At 60.4% G+C, this 12,500-nt stretch carries 11 protein-coding genes (1 of these 11 running past the window's edge); 4 read left to right on the top strand and 7 right to left on the bottom strand.

Going from position 1 to position 12,500, the window contains the following annotated elements; all coding sequences use genetic code 11:
- From SIAM614_RS29755 to SIAM614_RS29730, 6 genes are all read right to left on the bottom strand, one after another.
- Nucleotides 1–509 carry the 5' portion of a dihydropteroate synthase gene (locus SIAM614_RS29755; protein WP_006940429.1) on the bottom strand. The gene continues 376 nt to the left of window position 1, outside the view, so 509 of the gene's 885 nt are visible here — the first part of the coding sequence; its start codon is at nucleotides 507–509; its stop codon lies off the left edge, out of view.
- Nucleotides 510–610: 101 nt separating this feature from the next.
- The gene (locus tag SIAM614_RS29750) at nucleotides 611–1,033 is read right to left on the bottom strand and encodes a dihydroneopterin aldolase (RefSeq protein WP_157140175.1); all 423 of its coding nucleotides are present in this window, start codon (nucleotides 1,031–1,033) and stop codon (nucleotides 611–613) included.
- A 106-nt stretch (nucleotides 1,034–1,139) separates the two neighbouring features.
- On the bottom strand, nucleotides 1,140–2,321 hold the full coding sequence (uxuA, locus tag SIAM614_RS29745) for a mannonate dehydratase (RefSeq protein ID WP_006940426.1): 1,182 nt from the start codon (nucleotides 2,319–2,321) through the stop codon (nucleotides 1,140–1,142).
- Nucleotides 2,322–2,406: 85 nt separating this feature from the next.
- On the bottom strand, nucleotides 2,407–3,147 hold the full coding sequence (locus tag SIAM614_RS29740; RefSeq protein ID WP_006940425.1) for an FCD domain-containing protein: 741 nt from the start codon (nucleotides 3,145–3,147) through the stop codon (nucleotides 2,407–2,409).
- Nucleotides 3,144–4,964: a glycoside hydrolase family 2 protein gene (locus SIAM614_RS29735; protein ID WP_006940424.1), complete on the bottom strand. Its 1,821-nt coding sequence runs from the start codon at nucleotides 4,962–4,964 to the stop codon at nucleotides 3,144–3,146. The genes SIAM614_RS29740 and SIAM614_RS29735 overlap by 4 nt, the downstream gene beginning before the upstream one ends.
- A gap of 40 nt (nucleotides 4,965–5,004) precedes the next feature.
- A complete protein-coding gene (locus SIAM614_RS29730) occupies nucleotides 5,005–5,985 on the bottom strand; it encodes a TRAP transporter substrate-binding protein (RefSeq protein WP_040441528.1) in 981 nt (326 codons plus the stop codon).
- A gap of 247 nt (nucleotides 5,986–6,232) precedes the next feature.
- On the opposite strand from SIAM614_RS29730, the gene SIAM614_RS29725 reads away from it, so the two are divergent.
- From SIAM614_RS29725 to SIAM614_RS29710, 4 genes are read left to right on the top strand one after another with little or no spacing between them, the layout of a single operon-like run.
- Nucleotides 6,233–6,757: a TRAP transporter small permease gene (locus SIAM614_RS29725; RefSeq protein ID WP_085956421.1), complete on the top strand. Its 525-nt coding sequence runs from the start codon at nucleotides 6,233–6,235 to the stop codon at nucleotides 6,755–6,757.
- 25 nt (nucleotides 6,758–6,782) lie between these two features.
- Entirely contained in the window at nucleotides 6,783–8,084 is a 1,302-nt protein-coding gene (locus tag SIAM614_RS29720; protein ID WP_006940421.1) for a TRAP transporter large permease, read from the top strand.
- An 8-nt stretch (nucleotides 8,085–8,092) separates the two neighbouring features.
- Entirely contained in the window at nucleotides 8,093–10,483 is a 2,391-nt protein-coding gene (locus SIAM614_RS29715) for a glycoside hydrolase family 31 protein (RefSeq protein ID WP_006940420.1), read from the top strand.
- On the top strand, nucleotides 10,480–11,916 hold the full coding sequence (locus SIAM614_RS29710) for a mannitol dehydrogenase family protein (protein WP_006940419.1): 1,437 nt from the start codon (nucleotides 10,480–10,482) through the stop codon (nucleotides 11,914–11,916). Before SIAM614_RS29715 ends, SIAM614_RS29710 begins: the two co-directional genes overlap by 4 nt.
- A 141-nt stretch (nucleotides 11,917–12,057) precedes the next feature.
- Here SIAM614_RS29710 and SIAM614_RS29705 read toward each other — a convergent pair.
- Nucleotides 12,058–12,500 (bottom strand): hypothetical protein (locus SIAM614_RS29705; RefSeq protein ID WP_006940418.1); only part of this gene is annotated, 443 nt, incomplete at its 5' end.

Here is a 12,500-nt window from a genome sequence, read left to right as displayed (position 1 = left end):
GAACGGGCATTCTTGCCCGGCGTGTAACACAGGACGATACCGGCCTGATGTTTGGCGATCGCCTCATAGAAAGCCGGGTCATCCACCCGCCCCGTGAGGTTGACCACCCCTGCGCCGGCTTCCAGCAGGGCAACGCCCACTTCCGGATGATAGGTTTCGACGGAAATGAGAATGCCTTCCTCGGCCAGAGCCTTTACAACAGGCCGCATGTGGTCAATCTGCCGTTCGGCCGCGACGATGTCTGCGGTCTCGCCGGTCGACTCCGCGCCGATATCGACCATCGCCGCGCCCTCCAGCGTCATGCGCCGGCCGCGATAGACCGCCGCCTCGAAGGTGTGGCAGACCGTTTCGCGATAGGTGCTGTCCGGCGACAGGTTCAAGACGCCCATCTGATAGGTTCGGTCCTCGAACCTGCGGCCGAACTTTTCAAATTCGAAGGTTCTAATCGGCGCTTCGAGGGCGTCGCGATACTTGAGCCAGAGTGGCAGCAGGCGGTCGGCGGAAATCATGTGAGGCGGGGCTCCCGGTGTCGAACCTCTTGCCCGGCAGAACGCCGGACGGGATCAGGCAGGTTTCTGGGCAGATAGGCAAAAGCGGCAGGAGGGCAAGGTCACCTGGGCGGCCGGCGGCGCCGGATGCGAATGCCGACACCCGAAGCTTCCTCGAAGATGTCCGGCTTGGTGACCTTCACGCTGACGTCTTCAACCAGCTCATTCGTCAGAACGAATTCCGCAACGGCTTCGGCCCAGTCCTCGACCAGATCAATGTGGCCGCCGGACGCCGCTTTCTGCTGGATGAATTCAACCGCGTCGGCATAAGAGACGAAGGCGCCGGTTTCGCGCACAATCCGGCGGTAGCCGGCCACCGTCCGCATCTCGATATCGAAGCAGACGGTTTGCGTGCGGTTTTTCTCGCTGTCGAGAATGCCGATCTGCGCCGCGGCTTTCAGCCCTTCTATGAGGATGACATCGCGTCCATCCTCGGCAAGGTAATCGCCATTCATTTCCATAAAGGTCTCCGGGCTTTCAGGCATCACCGGCTCCATCGCCTCCGCCGTAACGTCTGTCGGGGCACAACCCCAGCAGAGGGATGTAACCTGAACCGGCCCCCGGTCAAGCTCCCCGCCCAGCCCGAAAGACCTATTCCACCGCCGTACTGAAGGTGTCCAGAGCATCCACGGCGCGTGTCACTCCGCGCAGCTCCGCCAATCCGCGCAGCCGTCCGATTGCCGGATACCCGGGCGTCGACACACCATTGAGATCGTTCAAAATGCGGTGCCCATGGTCGGGCCGCATCGGGATCACCCGGCCAGTCTGACGTTCAACGCGCCGCAGTGCACGGATGATCGCAACCATGTCGATATCGCCCTCGAGATGCGCGTCCTCGTGAAAGCTGCGCGGGTCCTGCTCGCGCTTCGTCGCCCTCAGATGGGCGAAGTGGATCCGCTCGCCCAACGCATCGATGATTTCGGGAATATCATTGCCGGCACTGACACCGAGCGAGCCGGTGCACACGGTAAAGCCGTTGGCACTCGACGGGCTCATGCCCGCGATGCGCTGCAGATCTTCAAGCGAGCCGACAATCCGTGGCAGCCCGAAGAGCGAACGTGGCGGATCGTCCGGATGGATGGCCAGCACGGCGCCTTCTTCCTCGGCGGCGGGCACGACGATTTCAAGAAAGTTCTGAAGGTTCCGGAAAAGCTCTTCCCGGCCGATACCGCGATAAGAGGCCAGGTGCTCGCGGAACGTATCAAGCGTGTAGCTTTCTTCCGAACCGGGCAGCCCCGCAATGATATTGGCGGTCAGCCTGTCCCGTTCATCACCGGACATTTGCGCGAACCGCTCTTCGGCAAGGGCAACGTCCGCCTCGCTGTAGTCGGCCTCAGCGCCCTCGCGCTGAAGGATGAACAGGTCGAATGCGGCATAGGCCGCAAATTCGAACCGCAGGGCGGTCGCCCCGTCTTCAAGTTCGTAATCGAGGTCCGTCCGGGTCCAGTCCAGCACGGGCATGAAATTGTAGCAGATCGTCTTGATGCCCTGGCGTGCCAGCGCCCGTGCCGTCTCCGCCCAGTTTGACGCCAGTTTTTCCCATCCCGGAGCGCCGGTCTTGATGTCTTCATGCACCGGAATGCTCTCGGTCACGGTCCACGTCAGACCAGCCGCCTCGATCATGCTGCGGCGGGAGGCGATTTCCTCTTCCGGCCACAGAGACCCGTTCGGCATGTCATGCAGGGCGGTGACGATGCCGCGTGCTCCCGTCTGGCGGATATCCCTCAGGGAAATGGGGTCCTGCGGTCCGAACCAGCGCCAGCTCTCGATCATCGCCTTAAGTCTTTCTTGTTGTTATCGCTGAAGCGTTTTGCGTTAGGAAAAGGTTTGTTGTCCGTCACAGATGACAAGGCGGCCCTCAGGGCGCGGCCCGCGCTGGCGTATAAAGGTAACCATCGAAATCCGGGTCACCGACATCGGAAAGTTCAAGCAGAGTCAGGCGCACGTTTTCCAGGTGTTGCCACATGGCCTGGCGGGCCTTGTCCGAATTGCGATGGCGCAGCGCTTCCAGAATCTCGGCGTGGTCGTCCAGCCATTTGGCCCGGTAGCTGAGATCGAAGATACGGTCGTGCAGCCGCGCCCACATGGAACTGTTTTCGCGCTTGTTCCAAAGGTCTTCCACCTGGTCGACCAGAACGCTGTTCTGGGTAGCCTCGGCGATCTGCCGGTGAAACTGCCTGTCGGCGGTATAGTCTTCCTCGCCATTCTCGATTGCCCTGCGCTCCAGATCTAGCGTCTCACGCAAATGAATGATGTCGCTTTTGGTAATCGTGGTGGCGGCAAAGCCGGCGATGCTGCTTTCCAGAAGCTGGCGGGCCTGCAGCAATTCAAAGGGGCCGTAATCGGCTTTCGGAATATGCAACGAAATCTTTTCGCCGGCCGCCACATAGCTGCCGGAGCCCTTGCGCACATCCAGATAGCCTTCGATTTCCAGAACGATAAAAGCTTCCCGCACCAGGGACCGGCTGATGCCGAGTTCCACGGAAATCTGCCGCTCGGTCGGAAACTTGTCGCCGGGCCTGTAGCCCTCCTCCTCGATACGCCTTGCGAGAAGTTCGGCGATTTCCTGGTACCGGCGCTTTGCAGGATCGCTGGTCATGAGGCCTTCCTTGCACCCTCCCCGGCCGTTGCAATCTCGCGATAATAGTCGGCCAGGATATGAAATGCTTTTTTCTTGGTTTTCTTGTCGGCGGCAATCAGCCCCTTGTGGTTATAGCCGTTCTGGAAAATGTTTTGGCGCCGCTCGACACGAAAATCGTAAAGGATCCACGGCGACATGCCCTTGATATAGTCAAGTTCGCGCAGCGTTGCGATCTGCTTTCTATAGACTTCGGCCATATAATCTTCGCTGAACAGACCGGACCTGGGGCCCTTTTCGCCGATAACCCCATCGGCGCCGGTTTCCGAGATCACCACCGGACGGTCCGGGTCCGAGTTCTCTCCAATTGCCGCAAGGTCGTCGAAATTCTCTTCGTACCAGCCGTAATATTCGTTGAGGCCGATGATATCGATATGGGCGGCCAGCCTGTCTTCGATGCGGTTGCGGGCATGGTTCACAAGGCAGGCGGCTGACGTCAGCCGTGTCGGGTCCAGGCGTTTGCAGGTTTCCGCCAGGCCTTTCATGAAGGTGAGACGGTCATCGGTGTCCGGATTTTCGTTTCCGACAGACCAGATGACAACGCTTGCCCGGTTGCGGTCGCGCTTGATCAGTTCGGACAGCTGGTTTTCAGCATCCCGGTATGTTGCCGGATTGGCGAAGTCGATGGCCCAGTAGACCGGAATTTCCTCCCAAAGCAAAAAGCCGAGTTCGTCCGCAATCTGTGCGGCCCGCTCATGATGGGGATAATGCGCCAGGCGCAGATAATTGCAGCCGAGGTCTCGCGCATGCTCAAACCGGCGGCGCAGATCTTCTTCAGTCGTCACCTTGCCGAGCGTCGCATCGTCCTCATGCACGGAAATCCCGCGCAGGAACAAGGGCGCCCCGTTGAGAAGAATATCGGTCCCCTTGCGTTCGATCTGGCGAAAGCCGATCCGGTCGTTCACCCGGTCTTCGCCGCAAGCGAGACTGACATCGTAGAGAACAGGCGCTTCCGGGCTCCAGAGCTGCGGCCGGGCGGGAATGTCGATCACGCCCTTGCCATCGGCATCCAGCGTAATGACCTGTTCGACGCCGAGATCGGGGATGGACAGGGTCGCGGCCTCTGCCTCAGGACCGTCCACCGTCACCTCTGCCCTCAGGGTGGAATAGGTGCCGTCCGGTACCAGATAGACAAAGACTTCCTTGATCAGGGTCCTGGGTGTTTCGAAAAAGGAAACCTCCCGGTAGAGCCCGCCGTAGTTGAACCAGTCGGTGTTGCGCATCGGCACGCGGTCCCGCGTGCGGGTGTTGTTGACGCAAGCCATGATCCAGTTGCGACCGGTTTTCAGCTTGCCCGTCAGCTCGACGCAGAAGGGCGTCGAAGCACCGTAGTGGTTGCCCAGGAATTCGCCGTTGAGGAAGATCTTGCAGTCATAACTTGCTGCGCCAAACCTCAGGAACTGGCGTTTGGACGTGTCGACGGCCTCAATGTCGAGAGGCCGCGTGTACCAGGCACTGCCTTCGAAGAAATACCATTTCTCCTTCACCATCGCCCAGTTGGAAGGCACCGGCACCGTTTCACCCATGTAGGGATCATAGTCCCAGGGTTCCGTGCGGTCCTCGGGGGCCTCCGGCAGCATGGCGAACCATTTCTGCCGAAGGCCGGTGTCGAGAAGATCAACGCAGAAAGTCCACTCGCCATCGAGGCTTTCCGATGCCCGCCCGCCAATGAAGATCAAGCCGTCATGGTTCAAAGACTGCGTGTTGAAGGGCACGTCGTAGTCTTCGTCATGCAGCGCCTGCAAGGCGTTGTCGGCAAGATGGGAACGTTCGAGCATCGGTCGGGTCTCCGGCGGGACTTTCAGGTGTTGAGGGGTGTTACTTCGCGGCTGCCTTGATGCGCTCGATCAGTTCGGCAACGACCGGAGACTTGGCCGCCGCTTCTTCATGCATCGGCAGAACGGCCTCGATGAACGGACCCTTTTCCACTTCGACGAACTCAACACCAAGCTCATTCTTGGCGGTCTCGACGGCTTCCGCGCTCATGGCGTCCCACTGCTTGCGGTGGAAATCCATGGACTCGCGCGCGGCCGTGTGCATCGCTTCCTTCTGCTCGTCGGTCAGATCGTTCCAGGAGCTGGTGGAGATCATCACGACGGACGGGATCATGGTGTGACCGTCATCGGAATAGAACTTGGACACTTCACCATGGCGAGCCGAGGTCAGGGCGATCGGGTTGTTTTCCGCGCCATCGACAACACCTTGCTGCAGGGCGCTGTAAAGCTCACCCCAGGCAATCGGGGTCGGGTTGGCACCGAGCAGCTCGACCATGCGAATGGCGGACGGGCTCGGCTGAACGCGGATCTTCATGCCTTTCAGGTCGGCCGGGGAATGGATCGGCTTGTTGGCATAGAAGGAGCGGGCACCTTCGATGTAATAGGCAAGGCCGATGAAGCCCTTGTCTTCGGACGAGACGAGAATGTCCGCGCCGATGTCGCTGGTCAGGACGTCGTAATAATGGTCCGCGCTGACGAAGATATAAGGCAGGTTCAACGCGCCGTAGGATTCTTCGAAGGCTTCCAGTTCGGAGGCGTTGGAGCGCGCCATGTCCAGGGTGCCGTTTTGCATCAGCTCCATGGATTCACGCTGGGTGCCGAGCTGGGCGTTGGCGTAGATGCGAATTTTCAGATCGCCGTTTGTCAGCTCTTCAACGCGATCAGCCATGAACTGCATCGACTTGTGCAGCGGATGGTCTTCCGGGTTGTTGTGGTTGAGGCGAAGCGTTTTGGCACTGGCAGCAGAGCTCAGAGCGACGACGCCCGCGGCCAGTACGGCCGCCAGCTTGACGAATTTCGACATGATTTCCTCCCAATTGCAGCTATGGCCGCAGGACTTGCGTTCCTGAGCGGAACGGATCGGTTGGCCGCGGGACTTGCAAGGCCAGACCGCCGCGGATGACGAATTGTTCGTCCAATTTTCAAAATCAGTCAACCTTTTTTAGAAAATTGGTTGACCAATTTAATTTCCTGACGCATGTCTTAAGGTGTCGGAGCCCACGCCGCGCCTGTTGCCGCGGCACAAACGAGGCCTGCGCGGGAGGAATATCGTGACAGTCATCACCAAAGGCGTGGACATGATCCTGCGCCTTGTCATCATCACCGCCTTCACCGTTTTGGTCGCCTGCGTCGTCTGGCAGGTCGTCTCGCGCTACGTGCTGCAAAGCCCAAGCACGGTGACCGACGAAATGGCCCGCTTCCTGTTCATCTGGGTTGCTCTGCTGGGCGCGGCCTACACCTTCGGCCAGCGCCGTCATCTGGCCATCGACCTGCTGCCTGTCGTTACCACCGGCGTTCTGCGCCTTCTGGTCAATTGCAGCATCATTGCCGCCATCGCGGTCTTTGCCGGGATCGTGATGGTGTACGGCGGGTTCGATCTGGTCAGCCGCACGCTGGAAACCCAACAGGTTTCGCCAGCGCTGCGCCTGCCGATGGGTCTTGTCTATGTCGCGATCCCCTTCTCCGGGTTCTGCATTCTCTATTACTGCCTGACCTTTCTGGGCGACCTCTTTCGCGCCGGCCGCGGCCCGAACGATCAGGGCGACACCGCCAGCATCGGCGGCCCTCTGGACTGACACCTGACCGGGAACGAGTAATCTCATGGATATCCAATCTGTCCTCGTCCTGTTCGGGACATTCGCCTTTCTGATGATCCTGGGCGTGCCGATTGCCTTCGCCATCGGACTTGCAGCCTTCGCGACCTTCCTTCTGTTCATGTCGTTCGACCAGTCGGTCTACATCGTCGCGCAGCAGGTCGCCTCGGGCCTCGACAGCTTCACCCTGCTGGCGATCCCGTTCTTCATCCTGGCAGGCAACATCATGAACCGGGGCGGCATTGCCCTGCGGCTGATCGAATTCGCCAAGGTGCTGGCCGGCCGCCTGCCTGGCTCGCTGGCGCATTGCAACGTCATCGCCAACATGATGTTCGGCTCCATTTCCGGGTCTGCCGTCGCCTCAGCCGCAGCCGTCGGCGGTGTCATGTCTCCGCTGCAGAAGAAGGAAGGCTACGACCCGGCCTTCAGCGCGGCGGTCAACATCGCATCCTGCCCCACAGGGCTGCTGATCCCGCCGAGTGCAACCTTCATCGTCTATTCGCTGATCACCAACGGCACCTCCATCGCCGCGCTCTTCGTTGCCGGATACATTCCCGGTATCCTGATGGGGCTCAGCCTGATGGTCGTGGCCGGCATCATCGCCAAGCGCAGGGGCTATCCGGTCGCCGAACGGCCGACCGGCCAGGAGGTGATCGCCAAGACCCTGGACGCCATGCTGCCGCTCGGTCTGATCGTGATCGTCATGGGCGGCATCATCGGCGGCATCTTCACCGCGACCGAAGCTTCGGCGGTCGCCGTGGTCTATACTCTCTTCCTGGGTGTGATCTGGTACAGGGAAATTTCACCGCGGGAACTGCCCGGCATCATTCTGGAAAGTGCGGTTACGACATCGATCGTGCTGCTGATGATCGGCTGTTCCATTGCCATGTCCAAGGCCATGGCCTTTGCGGATATTCCCTATTCGATCTCCGACACGCTGCTGGGCCTTTCCGAAAACCCGCTCGTGCTGCTGCTGATCATCAACCTGGCTCTGCTCGTGGTCGGCACCTTCATGGACATGACCCCCGCGCTGCTGATCTTCACCCCGATCTTCCTGCCTGTGGTGAAGGATCTCGGCATGGACCCGGTCCATTTCGGCGTCGTCATGACCTTCAACCTGTGCATCGGCATCTGCACACCACCGGTCGGGTCGGCGCTCTTTGTCGGCTGCTCGGTGGGCGGCGTGAAGATCGGCCAGGTTCTCAAACCCATGATGGGTTTCTACGTGGTGCTGGTCGCGCTTCTGCTTCTGGTCACTTACGTGCCTGCCCTCAGCCTGTTCTTGCCGCGCCTTCTCCTCGGCTACTAGGATCTGTCATGAAAGCCCTTAAAAACTGGCGTTACCTGGACCGCTCCAGCGCCGGAATCGCTCTCGAAGTCGAGAACCGGCACCGCCTCACGGTCACGGTTCTCGAACAGTCCCTCATTCGCGTTACCCTGCTGAAGGACGGCGCTTACCGGATGGACCGGACCTGGGCCATCGCACCGGAGGGCGACGTGCCGTTCGAAGGCCGCTCTCGCGACGATCTTACCGGCTTCTCCTGCCCCGACTTCCATCTGGAGGACCAGGACGGCAGGCTGGTTCTGGAAACAGACACGCTGCGCCTGACGATCAACACGCCACTGGCCCTCGCCTGGGAGAGCCGGCCCGCGAAGGGAGCCCCCTGGCAGGAGATCGCCCGCGACCGACCGCAGGACGCCTACATGATCGGGCGGCGCGACCAGCGCAACCACCACTTCATGCGGCGCAACCCGGATGAACGCTACTATGGCCTTGGCGAAAAATCCGGCAGTCTCGAGCGCAACGGCAAACGGTTCGAGATGCGCAATCTCGATGCCATGGGCTACGACGCGCGCTCGACCGACCCGCTTTACAAGCACATCCCCTTCACCATCACCGACAAGGGGGCGCTAGGTGCGGTCGGTCTTTACTACGACACGCTGGCCCCCTGCTGGTTCGATCTCGGCAACGAGAAGGACAACTACCACCTGCCCTTCCGGGCCTTCCGCGCAGCCGATGGGGATCTCGACTATTATTTCAGTTGGGCACCGAGCGTTCTGGATATCGTCAAGCAGCACCACCGTCTGACCGGTGGCACTGCCTTCATGCCACGTTGGGGGCTCGGCTATTCCGGCTCGACCATGGCCTATACGGATTCCGAAAACGCCCAGGAACGGCTGATGGAGTTCCTGGGCAAGCTGTCGGAAGAAGACATGCCCTGCGACAGTTTCCAGATGTCCTCCGGCTATACCGCCATCAAGGGCAAGCGGTACGTCTTCCATTGGAACACCGACCGTTTTCCCGAAGTGGAGACCATGACCCGGGCCTATGCCGAGGCCGACATCAACCTCATCGCCAACATCAAGCCGGTGCTTCTGGACGACCACCCGATGTTCGGGGAGGTCGCGGAGGCGGGTCTGTTCATTCGCGACAGTGAAACCGGGGCGCCCGAGCAATCGCCTTTCTGGGACGGTTATGGCTCCCACCTTGATTTTACCAACGCGGACACTGTCGCCTGGTGGCAACAAAACCTGAAGGAAAAGCTGTTTTCCAAAGGCATTGCCTGCACCTGGAACGACAACAACGAATATGAAGTGTGGGACGACGAAGCCATCTGTGCCGGTTTCGGAAAGCCGATCCCGGTCAATCTGATCCGGCCGCTGCACAGCCAGTTGATGACGCGCGCGTCCTATGAAGCCCAGGTCGCCGATCAGCCCAAAAAACGGCCCTATCTGATTTCCCGCTGCGCCTGCCCCGGCACGCAGCGCTACGCCCAAACCTGGACGGGCGACAATTACACAAGCTGGGACACGCTGCGCTGGAACATTCCCATGGGCCTCGGCCTCAGCCTCTCCGGCTTCTACAACATCGGCCACGATGTCGGCGGCTTTGCGGGCCCGCGTCCGGACCCGGAACTGTTCCTGCGCTGGGTGCAGAACGGCATCTTCCATCCGCGTTTCACCATCCATTCCTGGAACGACGACGGCACGGCCAACGAAGCGTGGATGTATCCGGAAATCACGCCGCTCGTGCGGGATGCGCTGAAATTCCGGGCGCAGTTGATCCCTTATCTTTACAGCCTTCTGCATCTTGCCGTGACCGAGGGCGAGCCGATGCTGCGGCCCCTGTTCCTGGATCACGCGGACGACCCCGCCTGCCGCGAGGCCGAATTCGACTTCCTGCTCGGCCGGGATCTTCTGGTTGCAACGGTGGTCGAGGAAGGCGCCACGTCCCGGCGCGTCACGCTGCCCGCCAACCAAGAAGGCTGGTGGGCCTTTGACGGCAGCACATGGTACGAAGGTGGTCAGGTGATCGAGGTGCCGGTTGCCCTCGACACCATTCCGCTGTTCGTGCGGGGCGGCACGGTTCTGCCGCTGGCGGCCGCAAATCTCAGGGCAACACCGTCTTCCGATACATCCCGGGTCTGGCGCATCTATCCGCAGCCCGAAGGGACGCCGGACCGGAACTCGCAGTTTTACGACGATGACGGCGACACGGTGGAGGCGCTGGACGGGGAAAGCTGCCTGACCCGGCTTTGCCTATCCCGGACAGCAGATGCGGTGCGGCTGGATTGGCAAAGGTCCGGCAACTGGCAACCTGCCTTCGACACTGGCACGCTTTGGCTGGCCGGTACCGGCGCGGTGACCGTCAACGGAACCGCACGGAAAGCGGGCGACACCATCAACTTCGCGATGAGCCCGTCATGACCGGCACCAAGCACTCGCTGGAAACGGTTGATTACGACCGGACAAAGCTGCGCATCCGCCTGCTGCATATCGGCTTTGGTGCCTTTGCCAAGGCGCATGTTCTGGTGTTTCACGACGAGATGCTGCGCCAGACCAAAAGCGACTGGGGCGTTGCAGTTACCCGGCTCAATTCCGGTGCCGACGACCTGACGCGCCTTGACGAGGCTGACGGGATCTACACCGTCGGCGAAATGTCGGGCGATGACCTCTCCCTGCGCCAGGTCGGTGCCATCTGCGCGACCGTCCACCCCAAGCGCGACGGCATCGATGCCCTGCCGGATCGGATCGCCGATCCGGACCTTGCCGTGATCACGCTGACGATCACCGAGAAGGGCTATTGCCTGAAGGACGGCAAGCTGGACGAAGACAACGCCGGCATCCGGCAGGATCTTGCAACGCCCGAAGCCCCTTCCACTGCCATCGGCGTGCTGGTGGAAGGCCTCAGGCGGCGACAGGCAGCCGGTCTCGCCGGCTTGACGATCCTGTCCTGCGACAATCTTCCCGCCAACGGCGAGCTTTGCCGCCGTGCGGTTCTGGATTTCGCAGCGCGGCTGACCCCTGTCCTGGCGGCCTGGATCGAGACCAATTGCACCTTTCCCTGTTCCATGGTGGATCGCATCACCCCGGCCATGACGGACAGCTCGTTCGAGACCCTGGAGAACGCTCTTGGCCACAAGGACCGGAACGGCATCCTGTGCGAGACGTTCCGCCAATGGGTGATCGAGGACCGGTTTGCGGGCGCGCGTCCGGACTGGCATCTGGCCAGCGCCGAATTCGTTGACGATGTCGCCCCGTTCGAAGAGATGAAACTCCGGATGCTGAACGGCAGCCACTCGTTTCTCGCCTATCTTGGCGCGCTGGCGGGCAAGGAAACGATTGCCGGCTGCATGGCCGATCCCGTTTTCCGGCAAGCCGCCCTGGATCTCATGCTGAGCGAACAGGCCCCGACGCTGACTGTCCCGGACGGTGTCGACATCAAGGCTTATGCCGAGGCCCTGATCGCGCGGTTCGAAAACACCGCCCTTCACCACAAGACCACCCAGATCGCCTCCGACGGCAGCCAGAAACTGCCGCAAAGACTGCTGGCGCCGATCCGGCAACATCTGAAGGACGGCAGCCCCTGGACACTTTCCGCGCTCGCGGTTGCCGGGTGGATGTTCTATTGCCGCGGCGTTTCGAAATCCGGCTCCTCTCTGCCGCTGAACGATCCCATGTCGAGCAGGATCGAAGCCATCGTGCAGGAAACGGACGGCGCCGATTACGTCGACAAGATGCTGTCGCTTTCGGAAATTTTTGGCGATGACCTGTCGCGGTCAGAGCCGTTTACCAGCGCACTCAAGTCCGCCTACCAAAGGCTGCAATCGACCGATGTGACCTTGGCTCTGAAAGGCTAGGCACCCCGAGAAAACTCAGACAGGCGGTTCGAAAACCAGGCCACCTGTCTTTGACAAGGTTCAGGTTTGTTGTGGTTTGGAGGGTTTCAGGCCTGAAAGTTCCCTGCAGTGTTGGGCGGGCCAACCGTGATTGCGGGCGACCTATCGGATATACGCATTCGGCAAAGTGCCATCCAGAGCCTCGGCGATGGACAGAAAGGACGCAGCCTTGGCTTTATACCTCATCTTGTTCGCCAGACTGTAAGCCTGTTTCAACGTGGCATGCGCATCGTCCACAAAGCCCAGCTGAACCTGTTTTGCACCTATGCCGCACAAGCGGAAAACATCATAGCCAGTTCGGCTTGCTGTCCATTCGAAATTTCTGATCCTGTGATTGCTTCTGGCCCATTCATGCAGCTCATTTAGCAACCTGCGTGCTTCTGAAGTCGACGTTTTGCTGGCAACGGCAAAGACACCTCTTGCCCTGACAACCCAGGTATTTGCGCTTTCAGCAACTTGTTCAGCGCGTTCGAATTGTCCGGCTTCAACGTCTTTTTCGATAAGAGGCAACATCAGATCATCGGTAACACGGTATCGGCGCTCAT

This window comes from Roseibium aggregatum IAM 12614, from assembly GCF_000168975.1.
Taxonomy (GTDB): domain Bacteria; phylum Pseudomonadota; class Alphaproteobacteria; order Rhizobiales; family Stappiaceae; genus Roseibium; species Roseibium aggregatum.
Note: the sequence above shows the minus strand (reverse complement) of the source record. Positions and strands in the feature narration are given on the sequence as shown.

What these genes read in the sequence shown, in the direction of transcription:
- SIAM614_RS29750 (WP_157140175.1), bottom strand. Translation starts at nt 1,033, where the DNA reads ATGCCTGAAAGCCCGGAGACCTTTATGGAAATGAATGGCGATTACCTT.
- uxuA (WP_006940426.1), bottom strand. Translation starts at nt 2,321, where the DNA reads ATGATCGAGAGCTGGCGCTGGTTCGGACCGCAGGACCCCATTTCCCTG.
- SIAM614_RS29740 (WP_006940425.1), bottom strand. Translation starts at nt 3,147, where the DNA reads ATGACCAGCGATCCTGCAAAGCGCCGGTACCAGGAAATCGCCGAACTT.
- SIAM614_RS29735 (WP_006940424.1), bottom strand. Translation starts at nt 4,964, where the DNA reads ATGCTCGAACGTTCCCATCTTGCCGACAACGCCTTGCAGGCGCTGCAT.
- SIAM614_RS29730 (WP_040441528.1), bottom strand. Translation starts at nt 5,985, where the DNA reads ATGTCGAAATTCGTCAAGCTGGCGGCCGTACTGGCCGCGGGCGTCGTC.
- SIAM614_RS29720 (WP_006940421.1), top strand. Translation starts at nt 6,783, where the DNA reads ATGGATATCCAATCTGTCCTCGTCCTGTTCGGGACATTCGCCTTTCTG.
- SIAM614_RS29715 (WP_006940420.1), top strand. Translation starts at nt 8,093, where the DNA reads ATGAAAGCCCTTAAAAACTGGCGTTACCTGGACCGCTCCAGCGCCGGA.
- SIAM614_RS29710 (WP_006940419.1), top strand. Translation starts at nt 10,480, where the DNA reads ATGACCGGCACCAAGCACTCGCTGGAAACGGTTGATTACGACCGGACA.